Source organism: Candidatus Accumulibacter contiguus (assembly GCF_012940005.1).
Classification (GTDB): Bacteria; Pseudomonadota; Gammaproteobacteria; order Burkholderiales; family Rhodocyclaceae; genus Accumulibacter; species Accumulibacter contiguus.
Genome location: NZ_SPMX01000039.1, coordinates 25,878 through 47,291, shown reverse-complemented (window position 1 = coordinate 47,291; position 21,414 = coordinate 25,878). Strand labels below are relative to the sequence as shown.

18 protein-coding genes and 3 pseudogenes are annotated in these 21,414 nt (G+C 62.2%); 10 read left to right on the top strand and 11 right to left on the bottom strand.

Annotated elements, in window-relative coordinates:
* Positions 1-507: 507 nt before the first annotated feature.
* Positions 508-1,056: pseudogene (locus E4Q08_RS14070) on the top strand (IS5/IS1182 family transposase); the annotation flags it as partial.
* Between the two features lie 41 nt (positions 1,057-1,097).
* On the top strand, positions 1,098-2,393 hold the full coding sequence (locus E4Q08_RS14065) for a hypothetical protein (protein ID WP_169070840.1): 1,296 nt from the start codon (positions 1,098-1,100) through the stop codon (positions 2,391-2,393).
* A 563-nt stretch (positions 2,394-2,956) separates the two neighbouring features.
* Here the strand turns inward: E4Q08_RS14065 and E4Q08_RS14060 are convergent.
* The 8 genes from E4Q08_RS14060 to mobI all read right to left on the bottom strand — a co-directional run bounded on the left by E4Q08_RS14060 (position 2,957) and on the right by mobI (position 10,017).
* Entirely contained in the window at positions 2,957-3,187 is a 231-nt protein-coding gene (locus tag E4Q08_RS14060) for a hypothetical protein (protein WP_169070839.1), read from the bottom strand.
* A 12-nt stretch (positions 3,188-3,199) separates the two neighbouring features.
* A complete protein-coding gene (locus E4Q08_RS14055) occupies positions 3,200-3,781 on the bottom strand; it encodes an NnrU family protein (protein ID WP_169070838.1) in 582 nt (193 codons plus the stop codon).
* A gap of 437 nt (positions 3,782-4,218) precedes the next feature.
* Entirely contained in the window at positions 4,219-4,836 is a 618-nt protein-coding gene (locus tag E4Q08_RS14050) for an IncC plasmid conjugative DNA transfer DtrJ family protein (protein WP_169070837.1), read from the bottom strand.
* Entirely contained in the window at positions 4,833-6,650 is a 1,818-nt protein-coding gene (gene traD, locus E4Q08_RS14045; RefSeq protein ID WP_211203429.1) for a conjugative transfer system coupling protein TraD, read from the bottom strand. The genes E4Q08_RS14050 and traD overlap by 4 nt, the downstream gene beginning before the upstream one ends.
* 23 nt (positions 6,651-6,673) lie before the next feature.
* Entirely contained in the window at positions 6,674-7,108 is a 435-nt protein-coding gene (locus E4Q08_RS14040) for a hypothetical protein (protein WP_169070836.1), read from the bottom strand.
* A gap of 816 nt (positions 7,109-7,924) precedes the next feature.
* Complete coding sequence (locus E4Q08_RS14035; protein WP_169070835.1) at positions 7,925-8,899, bottom strand: replication protein RepA; 975 nt, start codon at positions 8,897-8,899, stop codon at positions 7,925-7,927.
* Positions 8,900-9,223: 324 nt separating this feature from the next.
* On the bottom strand, positions 9,224-9,535 hold the full coding sequence (locus E4Q08_RS14030) for a hypothetical protein (protein ID WP_169070834.1): 312 nt from the start codon (positions 9,533-9,535) through the stop codon (positions 9,224-9,226).
* On the bottom strand, positions 9,532-10,017 hold the full coding sequence (gene mobI, locus E4Q08_RS14025) for a conjugative transfer protein MobI(A/C) (protein WP_169070833.1): 486 nt from the start codon (positions 10,015-10,017) through the stop codon (positions 9,532-9,534). Before mobI ends, E4Q08_RS14030 begins: the two co-directional genes overlap by 4 nt.
* A gap of 952 nt (positions 10,018-10,969) precedes the next feature.
* Between mobI and E4Q08_RS14020 the strand changes: the two genes are divergently transcribed.
* The 8 genes and pseudogenes from E4Q08_RS14020 to E4Q08_RS26175 all read left to right on the top strand — a co-directional run bounded on the left by E4Q08_RS14020 (position 10,970) and on the right by E4Q08_RS26175 (position 18,473).
* Complete coding sequence (locus E4Q08_RS14020) at positions 10,970-11,677, top strand: response regulator transcription factor (RefSeq protein ID WP_169070832.1); 708 nt, start codon at positions 10,970-10,972, stop codon at positions 11,675-11,677.
* Positions 11,674-13,878 carry a sensor histidine kinase gene (locus E4Q08_RS24845; protein ID WP_248594918.1) on the top strand — a complete coding sequence of 735 codons (2,205 nt, stop codon included), beginning with the start codon at positions 11,674-11,676 and terminating at the stop codon, positions 13,876-13,878. The genes E4Q08_RS14020 and E4Q08_RS24845 overlap by 4 nt, the downstream gene beginning before the upstream one ends.
* A gap of 783 nt (positions 13,879-14,661) precedes the next feature.
* The gene (gene frp / locus E4Q08_RS14010) at positions 14,662-14,982 is read left to right on the top strand and encodes a fluorescence recovery protein (protein ID WP_169070831.1); all 321 of its coding nucleotides are present in this window, start codon (positions 14,662-14,664) and stop codon (positions 14,980-14,982) included.
* Positions 14,983-15,156: 174 nt separating this feature from the next.
* Positions 15,157-15,468, top strand: a complete 312-nt coding sequence (locus E4Q08_RS14005; protein WP_169070830.1) for an integration host factor subunit beta — start codon at positions 15,157-15,159, stop codon at positions 15,466-15,468.
* On the top strand, positions 15,465-16,067 hold the full coding sequence (locus E4Q08_RS25775; RefSeq protein ID WP_308240136.1) for a DUF2502 domain-containing protein: 603 nt from the start codon (positions 15,465-15,467) through the stop codon (positions 16,065-16,067). Before E4Q08_RS14005 ends, E4Q08_RS25775 begins: the two co-directional genes overlap by 4 nt.
* Positions 16,068-16,389: 322 nt before the next feature.
* Complete coding sequence (locus E4Q08_RS13995) at positions 16,390-16,776, top strand: hypothetical protein (protein ID WP_169070829.1); 387 nt, start codon at positions 16,390-16,392, stop codon at positions 16,774-16,776.
* A gap of 167 nt (positions 16,777-16,943) precedes the next feature.
* Positions 16,944-17,054, top strand: a pseudogene (locus tag E4Q08_RS13990) (integration host factor subunit beta); the annotation flags it as partial.
* Positions 17,055-17,099: 45 nt separating this feature from the next.
* The gene (locus tag E4Q08_RS26175) at positions 17,100-18,473 is read left to right on the top strand and encodes a trypsin-like peptidase domain-containing protein (protein WP_169070828.1); all 1,374 of its coding nucleotides are present in this window, start codon (positions 17,100-17,102) and stop codon (positions 18,471-18,473) included.
* Positions 18,474-18,978: 505 nt separating this feature from the next.
* Here E4Q08_RS26175 and E4Q08_RS13980 read toward each other — a convergent pair.
* The 3 genes and pseudogenes from E4Q08_RS13980 to E4Q08_RS26170 form a co-directional block, all read right to left on the bottom strand.
* Positions 18,979-19,218, bottom strand: a complete 240-nt coding sequence (locus tag E4Q08_RS13980) for a hypothetical protein (protein ID WP_169070827.1) — start codon at positions 19,216-19,218, stop codon at positions 18,979-18,981.
* Positions 19,219-19,427: 209 nt separating this feature from the next.
* Positions 19,428-20,486, bottom strand: a complete 1,059-nt coding sequence (locus tag E4Q08_RS13975) for an HAF repeat-containing PEP-CTERM protein (RefSeq protein ID WP_169070826.1) — start codon at positions 20,484-20,486, stop codon at positions 19,428-19,430.
* Positions 20,487-20,935: 449 nt separating this feature from the next.
* A pseudogene (locus tag E4Q08_RS26170) lies at positions 20,936-21,100 on the bottom strand (IS256 family transposase); the annotation flags it as partial.
* Positions 21,101-21,414 lie beyond the last annotated feature (314 nt).

Below are 21,414 nucleotides of genomic sequence, written 5' to 3'. Positions count from 1 at the left end.
CAAAGTCGTCGATTATGGAAAGTCGTGAGCGCAGGATACCGCGGAAGGCCTTCGTGCGAGACGTTCTACCGTAGGCTGGAGTCGGCGATGACTTGACATAATTTCCCAAGTCACTCGATCTGAAAGCTGACTCACAGGTGCCGGTCACAACCTGCATGACGGTCGTCAAGTCATGCTCGGCCCGGATTCATGTGGGTGATCGATCGACGTGCTGGGCGATGTCGCATCCGCTATGCCGTCGTAACTCGCTTTCCCGTGCACCTTTCCATACTCGAGAACTTTGCGTGAAGGCAACTATCGCTCCTCTGGGCGAACCGACCTCGGCGCCACGTCTGGTAAAAGCCCGTGCGCCCCCGCTCTGGGAGATGCGGGGCGCCATTGTGGGCGAGGACGAACAGTAGGCTCAATCGGCGCCTGAGGGCCTGTGAAAATATTCTGCCAAGTCCGCTCGCCAGCCTGGCGCTTCCTGTATAACGACGAAGTCATTTTCTACGGTACGCCCTGCTCATGACTGCGACGCCCCCTTGGTTCCCTGACGAACCGACGCTGCCGGCCGACCCAAGCGGCGAAGGCGCTGCGAGAACCGTACGACCCAAGGCCGCGGCCCGTGTTCTGATGACCAACCGCAATCAACTGGAACTGCGGGCGAGCGATCTGGAGTCGCTGGTGCCGCCTGGGCATCGAGCACAGTTGGTTTGGGGCTACGTCGAACGGCAGAACCTGGAAGGCCCATACGCCGGAATCAAAGCGGTTGAAGGAGGGGTGGGACGAGCGGCGATCGCCCCTGAGATTCTGTATGCTCTGCGGCTCTACGCCACACTGGAAGGTGTTGGCCATGCCTTTGGGACCACCCGACTGACGCAGACGCATGACGTGTACCTGTGGATCTGTGGTGCCGTACAGGTCAATTGCCACACCTTGGCCGACTTCCGCAGTCAAGAAGGCGATGCGCTGGACGAACTGCTGACCGATAGCGTGGCGAGCCTGATGGCGGCAGGTGCAGTCAAGCTCAAGGCGGTAGCACAGGACGGGATGCGGGTACGCGCCAGCGCCGGGACCACACCGACGGTGTGGGCGGCACAAGCTGGCCGGGCTGCATGATGACCTCCAACGCCCGCCGTGTCGCCACCCTGGCGCTGGCCGGGCTGGCCGCGGTCGGCGCGCTGAAGCTGGCAACACTCGGGCTGGCGCGGCTGGACTGCCTCTGGCTCGCGCCGCTGGTCGCCTTGCTCGCGTGGCCACTGTGGGCGCACCGCAGCGAGCAGGCGATGTTCGTGCGGCGTCTGTTGCTGGCCGGCGCCACCACCGAGTCCGCGCAGCTGCGGCGCTGGCTCTGGCGCGGCACGGCCGTGCAGTCGCTGGGGGTGGTCACGGCCTGGTTCTGGGCTGGCCTGCTGCTGCTGGCGGCAGCGCAGCTGACTGCGCTGCAATGGGCGATCCTCGCTGCCGACGCCTTGCTGCTGGCCGCCCTGTCGCCGGCCATGCGGCACATGCTGCGCCACGAAGTTGCGCCGCAGTTCGTCGACACCGTCACCCGCCGCTGGCCGGTATTGCTCGGCAACATGCTGCTGCTGACGCTGGCCTTCGTCGCCCACGACTACCACGTCGGCTTCGCCGTAGCCGAGACCGGCGTCGACGCCTACCTCGACTGGTACTTCAGCTTCGTCGGCAACTACACCCGGCTGGGCGCCCTCGTCATCCCCGACCTGGAACAGCACATGCGAACGCAGTTCACGGCGCTGGTGATCGCGGGCAGCGGCTTCGAGCAACAGATTTCACGCCTGGGTACCGAAGCCGATGGCCAGCTGCTCGACCGGATCGCCCAGGCCGCCCAGTTGGCGGGCCAAGGCTTCGCGAAGGATGTGGAACGGCAGCCCTGCCTGCTGGAGGGTTTGCGGCTGGAAGCGCTGCCGGGCCTGGAGCGCGACAAGCTGCGCTTGGCGATGTCGGCGGCCATCGCGCTGCCGCTGTCGCGTGCGGTGTTGCCGCTGGCGCTGCGGGCGGGCGAAGCGTTGCTGGCCCGGGCCGCCGCGCGGCAGACCGTGAGGGCGGCCGCCAGCGCCGCCGGCGCCAAGGTCACGCAGCGCGGCGCATCGGTGCTGCTGTCGGCCGGCGCGGCCGGCGCCGTCTGCGCCCCGGGCGGACCGCTGGCGCTGGCTTGCGCGGCGGTGGCCGGCGTGGTCACGTGGCTGGGCGTGGACATGGCGCTGATGGCCGTCGACGAGGCGTTGTTCCGCAAGTCGCTGCGCGCCGATCTGCTCGAAGACCTGAAGGCCCAGCGTCAGCAGCTGCGTGACGAACTGCGATCGACGCTGGAGCAGGCCGCGGCCGACTACCGTGCGCAGGCCGGGCGGCGGATCGACCAGGTCTTCGTGCCGGCGACGGACGGCTGAGCAGCGGGCCGCGCCGCGCCTGCGCACCAGGGTCAGCCATTCTCGCGCATGGCTTTGCCAGCGCTCGATGCACCGACTGCGGTCACTATTTTCTCATCGCCTAGTCGTGCAAGGGCCGTGGTGTCCGTCCCGTTCGCAACAGCCGGCCAATGGTTGAAGCCGCCGCCCGTCTGGCCAACCACGTTTTGCCGAGACTGCCGGTCCGCCAGTGGTAGCTGTCGGTTCCCAAGCGGCTGCGGTCTCACCTGCAACACGATCCCGCGATCGAGACGCTGGCGCTGGCCATTTTTCTGAGCGTGGTGGAGCAGGGATTGCGCCGGGGCTGCCAGCCGGCGGCTCCCGGTGGCAGCATGAGTTTGATGCTGACGCCGCTCGAAGGGTTCGAGCTCGTGGCAGCGCTGATCCCGCCGGCGCGCCAGACGGTACGCTGCAGGCAACCGCCACCGAGACAATCGCCGGGACCGCTGCGCCAAGCCGGTCGTCCGAGCCAGCGGGGTACGGCGATGCTAGATCAGGCTGGGAGCCCGCGCGTCAGGTGCAGCGCCGACGAGTGACGGGTACTACTATCGCGTTTCAGCGGCAGCGGTTTGCGCGTCGCAGAATCCTGCGCGCGTGCAGGGATCCGCGATACGCGCTTCCATCGCTGGCGAGGCCGCCTGCGGCTGACCGCTCTGCGCCAAGGCGGCCCGGTCGCGCAGACCACCGGTCGCGTCGAGACCGGCAGCCGCGGCGGCACAGGTACGCGTCACCCGCAAGGAGCCGGTGCCGTTGACCGACGCAGACGTTCTCGGCAACCGAGAGGCGTCTCAGCCGTCGAACGGCCGTACGCCGATCAGCCAGACGTGCAGCCAGAAGGCGAACGCGGTCCACGCCGCGAGACCGACGACTACCGCCGTGAGGTCGCGCGTGATCGGCCCGGTCACGTACTCGGTACCCGCAGCGCGGTCGCGGCGACGGGCCGAAGCGTAGTTCAGGATCGCCCACGCCAGGAAGCTGCCGAACAGCAGCACGTCGGCCAGCGTACCATTGGCGATCAGGTGCGCAAACGCCCAGATCTTCACGCCCGCAACCATCGGATGACCGACCGCCCGCTTGATTCGCGTACCCGGCACGTACGCCGCTGCCAGCAGGATGAACGCAGGAACAGTCAGCAACGTTGCGAGATGCCTGGTCCATAGCGGAGGGGTCCAGATCGCCACCGGCGTCAGGCGCGCCTCGCCGTAGCCATAGACGATCAGCACGAAACCGGCGATCGACACGATCGAGTAGACCGCCTTCCACCCGTTCAGCCCGAGCTTCGCCACCTGGGCGTTGCGGAAGCTCTCGGCGAAGATTCGTATGGAGTGTATCCCCAGGAAAGTCGCGAGGCCGAGAATCAGCAGGGTCATGGTTGCTCCGGGGAATCGTTGAGTGAGGTCTATAGACAATACGGCGCCCGGATGTTTCCCCGCCCACTGCCACCGCCCCGGCGCCAGTTTGAGTGAGAGTATTCTGACCGCTGCGGTTCGACCTGTCGCGACGCCAGGGCCAGGTCTCGCGCGCGCAGCGAAGCTCAACCCGCAGTGACCTCCGGCGTGCGCGCGAACACCGGTGCGCTTCACTGCCTGCAGTCTGCGTTCAATGCTTCTGAAGTCGATGGCGCCGGTTGGTCGACGCCATCGTCCATGGTGCCTCTGCTCCCTCGGACGATCCCGCAAGGGACGCCGCTTAGAGCCGGATTTCCGGTGGCATCGGGGCCAGCAAGGCAGATATCTGGCCACGGCGACCGCCCGTCCTGCAAGGACCGGCGGCAGGCGTGCAGACGGCGGGCGTTCGCGAAAGGTGGTTACAACCTCTTCTGCAGGTTGCTGACCCACAACCACAGGGCATAGGCGATGGCGAGGATCAGCAAGGGCGGCAGGACTGCGGGCATCGGCAGCGGCAAGATCAGCCAGGCCACGAACCCGATCAGAACGATCCAGAGCACCCGCATCGCGAGACTGTGCCGGATCGGACTCTGGGCGACGAAGGCGTATTTCCGGATCTCGCGCACGAACTGGCCGTCCAGGTACGCCGCCATCGTCAGCGGCATGCCCGGCAACAACCATCCCATCAGCACTTGCAGGCGATAGGCGATCAGCCCGACCCACAGCCAGGTGACGACGACCCGGCCCTGCAGCCAGTCGGAGAATCCAGCGGGATCCCAGGGCCCCCGGCGGATCGAGCGAACGTCGCCGAGCCATCCCTGAAAGTCGCTCGCCAACGAAGACTGCAGGTCGTCGAGGGTCCGCCTGAAGAGGACATCCTCGCCCGCGCCGGTCACCGCGTACACCCCTGCCCGCTCGGCGACCCAGGCGCTGCGAATCGCTGCCGACGGGATCAGCGCCCAGACGACCACGATCCCCAGGACCAGCGCGACGACGACGAAGGTACTTGCGGCGGCTTCCCTGCGCGCCCCGTTCATGGGGACACCACCAGGATCGGAATCCGTCCCTTGATTGTGCGCCCGCCCGACAGACGCGCCAGGAAGTGCAGCGGTGGCAGTTCCCCGAGCATCGCCGCCGGAAAGAGTTCGGCCTCCTCCTCCAGGATCTGTTCCTGGTACGACGCAGTGTACTCGGCCTGAACCCAGGGGTCGACCTGGTGCCCGTAGCGCAGCGCCATCGAGCGGACCTTGATCTGCGGCATGCCGTCGGCGAGGTATTTCTGCGTCTCGGCGTCGAGCACGCGCAGGGCGATCTTGTGGTTGGTGTTGGCGAGCACCTGGCGGGCCTTGTTCTCGTCGCCAAGCCGGCTGGCGAAATCGGCAAAGGTTTGCGTCGCGATGGTGACCCGGAAATCCGCCCCGCCCCCCTTGTTCATCAGCTGGATCGCCGGCTGGTTGAGCACCTCGGCGGCTTCGTCGATGAACAGATTGACCGGCGCCAGCGAGTCGATGCCGTAGTTGTAGCGGTCGCCCGCCACGGCGGCGAGATCGGCCAGAAGGATCGATCCGATGGCGCTGCCGACGGTCGCGTCGGCCAGCGAATCAAGGCCGATGTAGACCACCTTGCGGCCGTGGATGATCTTCGACATGTCGGTCACCAGCCGCTCGTGGCCCGGCTCGAAATCCGGTGACAGGAGTTCCTGCAGGGGCTCGCTGGTCAGCATCGAGAGAATCGGGATCAACGACGCGACCATCTTCTGGAAGTGCTCGCGGTTGTGCTCGTAGGTCGAGATCAGGCCATCGAGTTCGACCGAGGGGGCTTCGAGCACCGCAATCTCGCGATAGAAAGCGAGGTAAGCTTCCAGCACCCGATCCCGGTGGCGCTTGAGACTGGCCGCTGCCCGGCTCTCCCAGTCCTTCACGTGACGAGTGAAGTGCGCCTTCAGGGCGCGTTGCAGGAGTCCGTCGGGGCCGCCTTCGACGTAGCGCCGGAGCTGCACCAGATTCGGGCGACGACCGATGGCGATCATGCCGTTGGTGATGTCGTTGAGCACCTTCCAGCCGAAGGCGGTGAACGGATCGGCCCCGGTTTCCGAGGGAATCAGCGCGGCGACACGACTCGCCAGCTCGGTCTTGCGGTTCCAGTTGCGCAGGGGATCGATGCAGGCCGAGCGGTCGGGATGCGCCGGATGGAAATACACGAAGCGCTCCCCTGCCCCGCTGGCCGCGCACGCGGCACGGGCGTTCTTCGCCAGCGCGTGGTCGCCCTTCGGGTCGATGATGATCACCGTCTCGCCGCGGAAGATCGCTTGCGCGATCAAGAGATCGAAGAGCCGCGTCTTGCCGACCCGGGTCGTGCCGACGATCAGGGTATGTCCGACGAGCTGGGAGAGTTCGGAATAGAGATCAGCCTCCGCAGCCAGACCGTGAACCCAGTAGGCACCGTCGGTGTGTTGCGCGGCCTGGCCGATCGTCCGGACGACACCAAGTGACAGCAGGGCATGCAGCTTGTTGGCTTCGATGTCGGTCCAGGGAAAGCCCTTGCCGAGCCACAGGCTGTTCTCTTCGGCCGCCTGGCGGGCCTTCTTCTGCAACTCGGCGAGATCGATGAACTCCTTGTCGAACCGCTGCAGCCGCGCGGCGTCCACCAGTCGCTGGTAGGCCTGGTATCCCCGGTATGCCGCCGCCAGCGCGCAGCCGACGGCGAGCAGTGCCGCAAAGCGGGAAAAGAGTGGCACAGCCAGGGAGAAGACCAGGATCAGCGCCGATCCGCCGGCCCAGACCAGCGCCATCTTCGCCTCGAAGTTGGGGCGCCAGGGCACCTCGAAGTCGTAGGGGGAAGCGATGGCCATCGAAGCGTCCTCGCTGCAGAGCGTCAGCGACGGGCCTCGGCACCCGTCCCGTTGGCCTGCAGGAGCAGGCGCAGGACAGCCAGGCCGGACCAGATCGCCACCGGCCATTCGGCTGCGGGAAGCCATGCGGTGAGGATCAGCAGGGCGTCGATGCCGATCGACAGCAAGGCCAGGGCGGCGACGAGGCGACGGTTCAGTGACCCACGCTGGCTCGACACGGCCAGCACGACCCCGAGCCAGAGCAGGGTGCTGACGAGGGCCGACGTCAGAGACTGGCCGCGCACCAGCTGCTCGGTCAGCCCGCCGACGAACACGACGCTCAGGACCAGCCAGACGAAGCCCGCCGAGTCGGGCATCGCCTTCCAGTCGCCCCGCAGGGTCAGCAGGCGCCAGCCGTGCCAGGCCAGCGAGGTCAGCAGTCTGGCGAGTTCGAATCGTTCCGGTGCTTCGTGGTGCATGGCTTCCTCCCAATGGATCAGTGCCCCGTGACGTGGGGCGGCCGACGCGATCTGCCGTGTTGGAGGCACCCGTTTCCGGGCCGGCACGACCTCGCGTTGCCGGAGTTGAGGGGCACCGCCGGCTGGCCCGGTTCGATCCGAAACGGCCGTGGGCGGTGTCGATTCGGGCGCACTCCTGACCCATTCTACGGATTTCGTAAAAAATGCAAGCCCCCGAAATCGGTTCGCGCCGGCGCCTTTTCCGCCAAAGTTATCCACAGAAAAGGGCCGCCAGAGAAGTTATCCACGTGCTAACGCTCTCAACGGCCATCGGCCGCAAACCCTTGCCGCGCAGGGCTTCCAGCGACCCCGAAAAGTTATCCACGTGACAACGCTCTCACGAGTACGTGACAACGCTCTCAGAAGCACGTGACAACGCTCTCAGCGACCGGCCTGCAGGCCTTGCGGGGCAAGGCTTTGCGGGCTGCCTCAAGTAGTTAACAAGTAATATGCAAGTATGTTTACAAGTAAGAGGGGCCGTCGCCTGTGGATAACTCCCTGGCGCCCCGGCCGGAGGCCCCTGAATCCCGCTCGCCAAAAAAGCACGGCAGAGGATCAACTAGGCGAGGATCTCAGCCTCCGCACCACGGACGGCAGGAATCAGGCGTTGCGTCGACGAGGCGGAGACTGGATCGGCGCGAGTGCAGTCAGCGGGTGTTATCCCTCACTGCCAGGGAGAGGATTGGCCTGGCGAGCGTTTGGCAGGGGGTGCGACGAGCAGGATCCGGACGCCGAAGCCCATCGCCACGGATCGCGACGGGTACCGGCAAGCGGGGGCTACAGGGAAGACAGCCGGCCGCCGCCGGTGTGGCGAATGCGCAAGCGGCAAGCGGCCACCAGGAGTCCCTTGTCCCGAGCGCTGACGTCGGCTTCGGGGTAAAACAGGAGGGCATCCTTGAGTCGCAGGACAAACTGTCGCTTGAAGTCCAGCAGACCGCGCGGCGTGGCGCTGTAGTCGGCACCAAACTGCAGCTTCAGGGACTGCCACGGAACCAGGACGCTCGGGCGATTGGTGACCCGCAGGAGGAAGATCCGGTAGACCAGCCAGGAATAGATGTCCATCGCCAGGGGCGACCTGGAGAGCGCGTGCAGCACACGCACGTCGATCGGCACCGGCGACTCGGTGACGTTGCGAAAGAACTCCCCCGAGAGTCTGAGGCTGCTTTCCCACAGCATCCGGTCATCGGGCCGATGGGGGTCCCAGAAGACGAGGGCCTCATCGGCGATGGGCATGTTCTTGAGGCCAAACCGTCCATGGCGCTGATAGGTAATCGACAGCATTGACGAGAAGAGCTTCAGTGACTGCGCACGAAGCCGGCGGCAATCCCGGCCATCGGTTCGCATCCCGAGTTTGCGCAGGAACTCGTTCTGACTGTTGCCGAGGCCCAGCAGTGGCGATCGGGTCTTCACGGCTTCCGTGCAGATCCAGGCCAGCAGGAGTCGGGGAACGGTGCCGAACGGCAGACCGAATCGCGGGTTGGCGATGATCGACAGCGACACCGCGCCACTCGTCCGTTCAAAGCAGAACACTCCGGGGTCACTATGGGGCAAGGTGGTCTGGACGAGAGCCTGCCCCATGAAGGCGAGCGATCCGGCATCGACCTCGGCATCGTTGAGGTCGGAAGCCATGCCGATGAGCCTGCTGGCGCGCGGTGCCCTGATCACCGAGATGCCCCTTTCCGTCACTTCCACGGGGTGCTGGCGGGTGCCGATCGAATCGACGAGGACATGAGCGGGATGCTGGCGGGACATACCGCAGCTTGTAGCACCGGGGCCTTGGCGCGAACGACGGAAATGCGGCCCCGCGGGTGATGTTTCGGAAGCGGGCGCGAGTGACTTCAGACGCTTTTCAGGAGGTCACCTGAAGGCTCTGGCGCGGGGAGCAGTGGCCGTACGGAGGCACCGCCCATGGCCCGCGGCAGCCGATGGGCGCAAACGCCATCGCTCATGCCATCGAATGCGGCGCCGTCGCTGCCATTGCACGGTCACCCGTCACTGCCCGGGACTGCCCCAGGTGCCGCCCTGCCCCTTACCGCACGGACCTGCCCGTACGCGACGCCGGGAATTGGCGGGAGCTCACTGGTCACCTCCCAGGGGCCGCTCGACGACTTCCACCCGTGCCCATTTCAGCTCGATCCCCCGGGCACTTGCCACCCGGCAGGCCACCAGCAAGATGGAGCCATTGAGCGTCAGAGTGACCGCTGCCGGATCCTTCACGGCATCACCCCATCCGCCATGAAGTCCCAGCTGCTGTTCGCGCTCGGCCTCTTCAATGAGTTGGCAGACGTCGTCCAGGGACATTTCCGTCAGCTTGAGGTCTGCGGTCAGCGACGCGAGCATCCCGAAATCGAAGCGATCGGTCACCAAATAGCGTGGCGGCTTGTTCATGGGGTGTCCTCCGCCGGCTTGTCCGACGTCTGCGCCTGCGCAAGACGCTGCAGGCGTCCCAGCGTCACCAGCATGTCGGCGAGGTAGTGCGCCTGACGACGGTACCCGCTGGCTTCGGTCTCGACCGCGCTGACCAGATCGTCATCCCACCCCGAGGTGTGCCGAAGCAGGTCGTCGATGCGGTAGCTGAACACCTGCGCATCCCGCCGCCGGCTCGGGCTGCGCTTCGGAATGTAACTCCGGCGCATCTGGCGATCCTGACCCGTGCCGCCGTACCAGGCGATGACGTACCACTCCAGGGCGATCGCGTTGCCGCGCTGACGGACCCGGAACTGGAGCGTATTCTTCCGTTTCCATTCCTGACCCCTGTTGGCATCCATGACCGCCTGCAGATAGCGGTTGCCGAGGTCCCTGGCATGCTCGAAGACTTCCTTGAGGCGACCCTGCAGCAGCGATCGCACTTCGCTGATCCACGCGTCCATTGGCAGTTCATGCCCCCTCTTAAAGATAAGGATTCGTGACCCCCTGAATCCTTATGAAGAACCCATCCGCCTGCTGGCGCCCCGCTTCCCTGGAGCACGACGGAGAGCCTCGACGAAAAACCTCCGACGCCGGCAACCCGCCCGATACGTCGATCGGTCCGGGTGCCAGGCGCTGCCAGAGCGTCCGCCGGCTGCCGATGCCTGGTGCAAAACCATGTGATTTCCTCCATAAGGCTGCGATGCCACCAATCCTTATGTAATAAGGATTGGTGGGCGGAATCGTACGGACCGCCCTCCTCCCCGCGCGCCCGAATTGCGTCCCGGGCGGTCACACTTCGAACGCCCTGGCGATCGTCGTCACGAGGGCTCAGGTGCCTTGGCGGTGCGCTCGACGTGCGAGCGGATACCAGGAACCGGAAACCCGATCGGCCTACCCATTGCCCATGGAGCCCATCGTGCCGGAGACGCCGCGGAAGATTCAATGCCGACGCGGGGTGTGTTTGTTCACGCGCCGTGAGTATTTCTTCCGGCGTGTGTACGTTTGCTCACAGGTGTGAACAAATCTTCACAGCTGCCAAGGCCAGTCCGACTGGCTGTGAGACGAAGCCATCGGATGCGGCCGGTCAGGCGCTTCTCGGTCCGCAGCGACTAGCGGCAAACGCCAGCGAGTTCCTGGCGGTCGTCGCCGAACGCCGTAAGGCGGCACGATGGCGAACGAGGTCGTCTCGCGTCTGGATGCCGATGACCTCCGCGTTTGGGTTGGCGCAAATGCGGACTACGAGTGTCGCGGAAGATTCAATGCCGACGTGGGGTCTGTTTGTTCACGCACCGTGAGTATTTCTTCCGGCGCGTTACTGTTTCTTCCGCCGTGTGAACAAACACTCACACGACGTGAGTGTTTGCTCCGGAGAAATCGGGGATACTTACGGCAAGCAGTCCTGGAGAATGCCCCATGTTCCAAGTCGCGATCATCGAAGACGATCCGCCCACCAGCCATCAGCTCAAGCAGTGGATCCTCTCGGCCAAGCCGGTAATCACCGTCGAGCAGTGGTTCTCCCGCGACGACGCCGAAGCCGCCATCGCCCGCGAGGACTACGACCTGGTAGTGCTCGATATCGAACTCGGTTGCGAGCGCCACGCCGGCGTCGCGATCATCAACGCCATCAACAAGAGCGCCCGCGGCACGCCGGTGCTGGTCGTCTCGGCGATGCCGGCGACCATCTACCGCAGCATCATGAAGGCGCTCGATGCCTGGGATTACCTGCAGAAGACCACCTTCTCCGAGGCCGATTTCGTCGACACCGTCCTGGAGATCCTGCGTACCGCGCGCGATCGCAACCCCGGCAAACCCTGCCTGCCGGTGGGCGAAGAGCTCTCCCTCGACCCGCTGCGCCAGGGAGCGCCCCGGTGGCGCGGCCAGCGGGTCAATCTGCCGCTGACCGCACAACGCATCCTCGCCACCCTCTACGAGAAGCGCGGCCAGGTGGTTTCCTACGACGAACTCTTCCAGGTCGTCAAGAGCGGTCGCAACCGGGACAACATCCGCAAGCACATCAGCACCATTCGTGACGCCTTCCGCGAACTCGACGAAGCCTTCGACGGCATCGAGAACATCCCCATGCGCGGCTTCTGCTGGTCGGATCCGGCCCGCCGCCAATGAAAGCCGCGCTGGCCTGGCTGGCGTCCTTCCGCCTGCGCATCGTCTTCCGCACGTCGTTCCTGTTCCTCGCCCTGGCCGTGGTGGCGATGGCCGTCACCGTCCTGCAGGAGGAGAAGCAGCGCAGTTACGACCACTATCAGGAAAGCTTCGCCAAGACCAAGGAACAGATCGTTGCCCGCCTGCGTCACCCTTCGGGGCAACTCGCGCTGCTCAACCCGCCCCGCGCTGGCGGCGCGGTGACGCCTTTGCGGCCGATGATCCTGCCCTTCTCCAGTCTCGATTTCGATCACCTGTACGACGTTCGCCACGCCGTGGAAATGGCCGGCTGCCTGGTCCACTACCGGAATCACGGCAGCCTGTGCGTCGCGATCGGCCACAGTCTCTGGTCGGCCGGCTTCGTCTATCTGGCCGGCACCTTCGCCAGCGGGACGCTGGTCGCCCACCACATCAGCGACGTGGCCCTCGACGACACCCACCGCGTGCAAGTGGAGGTGAGCCTGCATGGCAAGACCTACCGCTTGCTGGCGCCTTTCGAACGTATGGCTGGCGAAGACCGTCTGGAGGGCCGTGTGACCGCCTACCAGGAAGTGGACGACACCGAGAACCCCGAGGTCCTTGAGGGTCCCGCCCCGACGCCGGTGAAGGACTTCCGCGGCTGGCTATGGCAGGAAACCCTGTGCCTGGACGCCAACCAGCCGAACTGCACGAAGAAGTCCTTTTTCTCGCTGCGCCTGTCCCTCAACGCGCTCCGCGACGCCCTGGCCGAAGGCAGGAAGATCCAGTGGCCGCCCCCGGATCTCGACCAGTTCCAGGTGCGCGTCCAGGTGCTGCCGCCCGGCAATGGCCCGGCCCTGTTCGACAGCAATGACGAAGGCGCAATCCCGCCCTTCTCCCTCAACGACCTGAGCGCGCTCCTCCTTCCCGGCGAAACCCTGACCCTTCGCAAGAAGGACGAGGGCCCCAGGAGCGACTGGGTGCGGCGCGGCGAGGCGGAGGTGCCGACACAAACGTCGCCGCGACTCACCCGCCTGATCCACTGGCTGCCGGTGGATGGCTACGACGCGCCGCTCGAACTCGTCGACGAAGTGGTGACCCCGCTGGGCAGTTTCCAGGTTCTGCTCAGGGGCGACATCCGCAGCGTCAATCAGACCTTGGGCGCCGTTGCCGGCCGCGTCTCCTGGTTTGTCGGCGCGATGCTGCTCGCCATCGGGTGCGCGTGGCTGGTCATTGAACTGGGGATCATCCATCCCATTGGCCGCCTCACCGAACGCGCCAAAGCCTTGTCCCGGACCGTGCAGGCCGCCGACGGCCTGCGGATCGTTCGCCGCACCAACGGGTTATCCTGGCTCGTGAAGAGCTTCGGCCAGTGGGGAATCTTCCGCCCCATGGTTCAGCGCCTTCGATCCCGGGAGGCCGCCCGCAGTGCGCGTCCCAATGGCACGCTGGAGCATTTCGACCTGGCCGACCTGCGGGGCAGCGACGAGTTGGGCATCCTGGCCAACTGCCTCGATGATCTTCTGCAGCGGGTGAAGGAGGACGCCGTGCGGGAAAGGATCCGGGCCGAGCAGGAGAAGGAACTGTGGCACGCCGTCGGCCATGAAATCATGTCGCCACTGCAATCGCTCCTGGCGATCCACGGCAACCCGGAAGACCCCAGTCATCGCTACATCAGCCGCATGCAGCAAGCCGTGCGTGTCCTCTACGGCAGCGCCAGCCCGAGCGAGGCCTTCCAGTCGACGGCTTTTCAGGTGCAGGCCATCGATCTCGCCGAGTTCCTGCCGAATGTCGCCGAGCACGCCGGTATTGCCGACGTACGCTGCGCACTGGTCGATGGCCCGGTACCGGTGCACGCCGACGAGTATCCCCTGGAGGACGTCTTCTCGCATGTCCTGAAGAACGCCGATCGTTATCGCCGCCCGGGGACGCCGATCACCCTCGCCCTGGAGAACGCTGAAAGGACTGCGACCGTCACCATCCACAATGTCGGCGCTCCAATCCCCGATGAATTGATCGACAAGATCTTCGAGTACGGCGTCTCCGAGCAGCCGGAAGCTGGGGCCCGCGGCAACCGTGGCCAGGGACTCTTTGTCGCCAGGACCTACATGGCCAAGATGGGTGGCACGATCTCGGCCCGCAACGTCGAGGATGGCGTGAGCTTCCTGCTGACGTTGCAGAGGGTGCGGAGCCGACAGGCCCGGTAGCCACCGGCGACTTCGCCGAGTGAGAGAGGTGCGACGCCGAAGTGGCGAAAGGCGCTGCTACAGCGGGCAGACAGGGGGCGACGCCGGCGGCAACGCCGCTCAGGGCTTCGCGAAGGTTCTGAACGATCTTGGTGACTTGAGGTTTCATGAGGTTTCTCCCCGGAACATGATCTTCGACGAGTGGGGCAGCAGCCCCGCCGTGGGGGCGGGAAGATCGGTCCGCACCCGGGTTCGGCATGGGGTCCATGGTCGTCGAGGTGCCGCGGAAGATTCAATGGCGACGCAGAGGCAGTTTGTTCACAGAAAGGGAGCGTTTCTTCCGATCTGTGAACGTTTGCTCACGGGTGTGAACGAATGTTCACGCGAGGGGAGGCTGGCGGTTACGAACGCGGGCTGGAGCATCGGGTCAGCCGCTTCCCAGTTTGAACCGGATACCGGCAAGGCGATCAGGAAGCTGGCCGCCGTCGCCGACACGCGGTGCGGGCTTGGTGGCGGCCGACATCCTGGAACAGACTGTCGGGAGGGCCAAAGCGGCGCACCAAGCGGGGAAGGACGTGATGGCGCGGTCTTCGGTGAAGTAGGCTGGGCAGAGGGCGTTGTTGGTGTGTGAGGCGAGGCGGTGGGGGCAGATTCGCCGCCTGGCAGTTGTCGCTTACAATCCACGCAGAGGTGCCTCACCGAGCGCTTCAGGCCGGCGAGCTTTGTCTGCTGGCGCCAGGCTTGCGGATCAAAAAGGCATTGTCAGCGCTGCAAGTGCATACCGTGTCAGCACAGAGGCATAGAATGCAACACACCACCTGGACCGAAGCAGACAAGAAGATCGCGAGACGCGTGGTCAACGCAGCGCTTCAACGCGAACTGGCGGAAGTCATGGCTGAGTTCAAGAGCCGGGCTGCTGACGCCAAGGAACCCGATGACATGTGGTCAGTCTTGGAATTCCTTGCGAAAGCCCAGCAGCAGATCGACACGAAGTACGATTTTCGCTACTCACAATTGTCAATCCTCCTCGGGAGGCTCCTCCGAGAGAATCGTATTGAGGCGGGGGATCTCACTGGTCTGTCGGACGCAAAGCTGAGGTGTGTACGGGCAGTCGCCTCCCTGTGAGAAAGGGGCAATGCAGGGTAATGCGAAGTATCTTCTCCAGTGGCATGGAACCCGCATCAGCCGGGAAGGTTGTCCTGCGACCACCCCACACCTTCCAGCACAAGAGTGCGCAACGAACCGTTCAACGAGAGATCGCATGTCATTCGACACCGCCAGACCACGTAGAATGGTGGCATGACTCGTTCTGAACTCATCGCTCGCCTCGCCGCACACTCACAATTCGCGCAACTCACCGCCAAAGATGCTGAACTCTCGGTCAAAGCCATCCTGGACGCGTTGAGTGAAGCACTGGCGAAAGGCAACCGGATAGAAATTCGCGGTTTCGGCAGCTTCGCGCTGAACTACAGGCCACCACGAAACGGGCGCAATCCAATGACAGGTGAGACCGTGCCGGTTCCCGCGAAAAAGGTGCCTCACTTCACGCCGGGGAGGGAACTACGAGAGAGGGTGGTGAACGGTCACGATCGGCAGGAGTGGACAAGGTGAACGGCGAGCAGGTCGATGCCGTCGCCAGTGTTCTGGCCAAGTGGAATCCGCTTGGCGCTGCGGCACACGATGTGCACGATCTTGACGGATACCGAATCGAGGCAGCAGACATCATCTTCGGGCTCACGATACGAGGGCGAGCCGTGAAGGCGGAGCAGTTGGTTGCGGACGTTCTCAACCAGGCGTTTGATCCGAGCCTTAACGCGAAAAGCTGCGTTCCCTACGCCAAAGGAAATCCTCGCCATTCTTCAACGGCAAGGCGCCTAATTCGACCGTCTCGATCTATGAGGAAATGGCAAATGAAAAAGTTCTTTCTTGCAGCAGTAATCGCCGCTTGCCCTATGTGGGCGAACGCGGTGGATGTCAACGTTAATCTCGGCCAAATGCGAGTTCAGGCACCCGGCGTCACCATCACCTTCGGCAGCCGCAACGACCGCGGCTATTACTGGGACGGTTATGAGTGGCGCGATCCGGGGTACTGGAAGCAGCATAACGGTCCTCGTGGGGAGAAGTACTACACCGGCCGTGGCAACAACGGCGTGCCACATCAGGGTGGCGGGCACTGTCCACCGGGCCAGGCCAAGAAAGGCAACTGCTGATTCGCGTCCGCGCAGAGAAGCCATTCTAGGGGCAAACAACCGGCGTCACTGGCGGTCAAGGACTTGATGGCGCCGTTCCCGGTGGAGTGGGCGGGGCAGAGGTTGCGGTTTGGCGCTGAGGCGAAGCGGTGAGTTCGGGTTTGCCGCCGGGCAGTTGTCGCTTACAATCGCCAGCAGTGCTGCCCTTCAGAGCTACAGTCCAGCAAGCTTTGTCCGCCGCAGATTGATCAGCGGCTAGGCCGGACGCTTTAGGCGCGGCAGACAAAACGCTATTCGCTAGACGGCGCAACCCGCGCCCCCTATTTGCAGCGCACCGAAGAGAATGGACTTCAAGCAAGCGTGGAAATTTGTGGGGAATGCCGCACCAGGTAACACCACCTGGAGCGCCGACGTTCCGGGGAAACCTGTCTTCACGGCTTGGGCCTCGCGCGATCTCAGATTCGAGAAAGAGACTCATCGAAGTGAGTTCTATTCGCCGCCCGGAGACTGGATCCAACGAGGCGAAGGGCAAAGCTACATTCGAAGGGCGAGACAGGCTATGGCGAACAATTGGGCGTGCAGGCTGATTCTGCTCGAAGGCGAAGACCCTTGGGAAAAGGTCAAGTCGGCGTACCTCGATGACAGGTTCTACGCCGTCAAATTCACCCAAGTCGAGGATGACGAAACAATTCGAGGTGAGCTGGTTGCTCGGGCCTCCTACTCTGACTAGCCAAGTGCATACGCCAGCTTCCACTCCCCATTACCTTGTGGCGTCTAATCGGGTGGCCGGAGGCTTCTCCTCCCAGCCCCAGTCCCCGCGCCGCGCGGGTGCTCAGCGGACAGTCAAACAGGACGTCGCGTATCATTCGACAGCAGCAGACCACGTAGAATGTCGGCATGACTCGTTCCGAACTCATCGCTCGCCTCGCCGCACACTCACACTTCCCGCAACTCACCACCAAAGATGCTGAACTCTCGGTCAAAGCCATCCTGGAGGATGTACGCGACATCTTTGAGAGCTTTTATTTCGGCAGCACCGTTGAGTAAACAGTAGTGAAGCGAACGCTCTACACGATTCTTGGTGTCGATTCCACGGCGAGCAGCCAAGAGATCGGCGCGGCTTACCAGACGCGGCTTGACGACCTTGTTGCAACACCAACACCCGACCCGAACGATGTACTGCTAGTGCGTGAAGCCTACCAGGTTCTTTCTAACGTGAGATCTCGTTCGACCTACGACGCGTCACTCGAGAATGCGGCGTCACGCGGCGCTAAGCGACGAGAATCTGAGGATCCACGCTCAGGCTGGTTCAAATGGGTCTCGTTGGGGGTTGTCCTGCTCGTCATCGCAGGGATCGGCTGGAAGACTCGGTCGCCAGGACGGCCGCCATCGCAGCCGCTCGTCGCGGTCGCCTTGGATCCACCGGAACTGATCGAGAAGGCAGCACCCGCCGCGGAACCTGAGCCCCCCGCGACGGCGACCGCAGTTAGTCCTGTATCAGGAACGCTGGCGACGCGTTCAGCAGAGGATTTGTTTTCGGAAGTCTCAAACAGCGTAGCGCGAGTCGCTGCCACCGACAGTTCAGGCAGAGCAACGTCACAAGGCAGTGGGGTCGTAATTGGAAACGGCACCGTCGTGACCAATTGCCACGTCGTCGCGAAGGCGGTTAGCATCATGGTAAAGGTTGGGACTGATACACACACGGCTAGTAGGCTGGTTACCGACGAAGAACTCGATCTGTGTTCGCTTTCCGTCCCCGGATTGGCCGCGCCTTCGGTCAATGTCGGGAGCGTTGGCTCGCTTCGGATTGGGCAGCGCGTCTACGCGATTGGCGCACCTTACGGTCTGGACCTTACCATCAGCGAGGGGATTGTCTCCAGCCTACGCACCCTCCCTGCCGGCACGGTGATCCAGACCACCGCGCCCGTTTCCCCTGGCTCAAGCGGTGGTGGGCTATTCGATGTCTCGGGGAACTTGGTGGGTATAGTGACGTTCCAGCATCGCTACGGCCAGAATCTAAATTTCGCTCATCCGGCTGACTGGATCGGGCAAATGCGAACGCGCACCGCTCAGTCGTCAGGTGTACACCCGAGTTCTGCTTCGAGCCCACCCAGCGCAGTCGCACCAGTGGCTCCGTCACAGGATAGCTTACCGAGTTCGCTTATTCTAGGTACTTGGCGGTGTCTTGCCGGAGCGTCGGATCGCGTTGGCGAATTCCACTTCCGTGGTAACGGCAAGGTGCTCATCTCTTGGCTTAGTGGCCACACCGATTTCGGCCGATACTCTATAGCCGGTGGCAGTTCTGTTATTTTTGACATTCAGGGGCGGGGCTCCTTACTCGCGTTGTCCATCCAAGACCTTGGACCGTCCAAGATGGTCCTCAAGCAAGCAGACTTCCCTGAGTGGATCAAGTGCGATCGCAAGTGACTGTAGCATAACGCATGACCTTTAAAGTCCATGAAAGACTTCCAGCGAAGGCCTCGTGGCTGAGCTAGAGAGCAGGCGGCGTTATGCAGCAAGGTTGCTCCCGATAGTAAATTTTTGGGTCTTAAAAAAGACGTAACGCGTTTGCATTTGGGAGTTCAAATGAAAAGGCTGATCTTGATAGTCCTGTCGTCATTCATTAGCTACAACTCCGGCATTATGGAGCAGCCACCCCTATCCTTTGGCAAGATCCGCGCCGGCGACGAACTTTCTTCTTAGGGGCTCACTCTGTGAGCCCGCAGAGTCTTACACTGATCCTCATGACCCACCCCCCATGAGCCCGTGCGATGAGTTCGCATTTCCTGTTGAAAGCCGAAGCCCTTACCCTGTCCATGGTTCAGGTTCTGGCCATGAGTGACGACGACGCCTTTGCCCTTATTCGTTAGATGGTAACAAGACGGAGCACTCCATTTTTACTCTTTCACGGATGAGTGCAGTCGTGCGGCTATCAAGTATCAAGAAGGCTTTGGAATTCATTCATTTGTCTACTGATGGAAGCGGCATCAGCAGTGGAAATCGAAAAAGCGAAATCGAAACAAAGGGCAGCAATGAAACATGACATGTTGGCGATGACAATATCTATTATCTTTGGCGGCAAGCCTTCGTCATTCAGACCATCCCGTATGGCACGTTCCAGCGAAGCGCGATCTCGAACAGATTTGGTTGGGAATTCGATGACGTTTTCCAAGTGCGACCTCTAATGAATAGCGTTTATCCGTCGACGCAGGCGCGTTGGAAGAGAGCGCAGAGTCATATCGGCGGATAAACCTTGTTATCAGGAACAATTTTTCTGCATAACTACGGTGTCTGCTCCCTGACTCGGCGTCCTTGAACGCGCCGAACAATTCGCCCAAGAAGCATATAGTAAATGTATTTCTGTGTGAGTCAGGCAATCGCTTACCACCTTCTGCGCATTTCGGTGAAACCAAGTATGCCCAATGCCAAAAGTATCAAGGTGAATGTTTCTGGTTCAGGGATAGGGATAGGGCTCAGAAGGAATGCACGATATCCGTTTGAATTTATTCCAAAGCCTACTATCTGACCAATATCATTGATACTCATCGCGCCCTGTATCAACGTGTCTTTAGCATTTATAAGCGAGTTAAGGTCTTGCGTGCCGTTTTGAGCATCCCAGAGAAAGGCGTGATATGTTGTGTAGTTCAAGTCATACCCGACAACTTGCATTGTGTTATTAATGTCTGTTGGATAAGTTAAGACAGATTGATTAGACAACGGGGCAATGACTGTGAGGGTGCCGTTTTCCCAAACATACCCATGAGATGGTGTACCACTTTCATTAAAGCCGGTAATTGCTCCCCCGTCATTTATTGCCGTGGCTCGATCACCGGTATAAAATGGGTGAGGGATGGTTATTTGTGTCATCACACCGCCTTGCCAATAAACTGAGTGGTAAGCATTTGAGGCAGCATAGCCGGCCACCACTCCAAATTCATTTATGTCTGCCCCCACGCTCTGGTTAGTGAATCCGTTAGGAAAAGTGCCAAGGTCAGTCATGTTGCCGGACTGAAACAAAAATGCATGTGATGCACCAGTCGCGGTGTCACTCCAACCAGTTACTTGTCCTGCATCATTAATTGCTGTGGCTTCGCTTCTGCCGGACGCATCGGGAAGTATTCCGAGGCTGGTCATTTTCCCCGCTTCCCATAAATATGCTCGATCACCATCCGAAGAAGAACTCCAACCAACCACTTGACCATTATTATTTATGCTAAAAGCATTGCTATCATGGCCTCCGGGCAATACACCTAAGTCGACCATGTTTCCGGACTGCCACATAAACGCTCGAACACCTGAAGTACCAACAACTTGGCCCAATTCATTAATACCGAATGCGTAACCCGGACCTAAATCAGTCACTGAATAGGTCGGTGCCGCCTGAGGACGGCTCATTATGAGCGTCAACAGACAAAGAACCAAAATGTGTATTGCCTTCATTACGCACACCCCATTTATTGCTTTTTAACTATCGCAGCCTAAAAGCAAGTTACGCGCTGTAGCCTAAAAGGCTAGGATATCCAACGGCACCATCGAGAGTATATGAGCCTTCATTAAGCAGCGTCAATGTCGAATTTGGACCCGGAAGCCCTTGAAAAGTCATCCGAATCCCGCCCCGCTCTGAGCCCGTCGTCATCCGCCGCCGCCCCGATCAAATGAAGCCTCCCCGCCCATCACAACACCTCCTTCACTTCCTTGGCGACCTCATCGATTCCAGCATTCAGGTTTCTCTCGATGAAGTTGAAGACCCAGCGCCCCCGCTCGACAATCACAGATCAAGCCGCTCAGCGCCACGAGGCCGGCCACCAAATCTACCTCCGCGACTGCAGCCGGAAGTACTGGACGGCAATTGCGCCTCACGCGTGTACATGTACAGCGTCTCCGCCGCACCCGTTCCGGCAACCCTGCCGCCCGTGCCGCTCCGCTCCCAACACTTCGCTCACCTGCCTCCAGGATCTGGTTCTCCACCGCTTCCACCAGCTTCGCCAGTCCGTCCTGACCACTCAACAACGTTGGCAACAATCCCTTCCTACGCTAAGCTCATATCCAGCCATCGCTTCTCTCCTTCGCTCGATCAACGCCTTGACAAAGTCGTCCGGTGGAAGCCAATCGGTGGCTATGGACTCGCACGGTTGGCAGAAGTCAAGGGCTTGCTCCGTAGTCGTGCCTTGTCAGGGACCTGTCGCGACAGCTGCTCCAAGAGCCGAGGACGACGAATCACCTGTTCCGGCAGTCGATTGTGCGACTTGGGTGGGTGGGAGTCGGCCGACAGGTCGCGAACTCTGTGCAAAGCGATGAGGTGACCGGGAAAGGCAGCGACCGTGGTGATTTTCTTCCTGAGATTTGGTTCAGTGCGCTTTCCTGCATT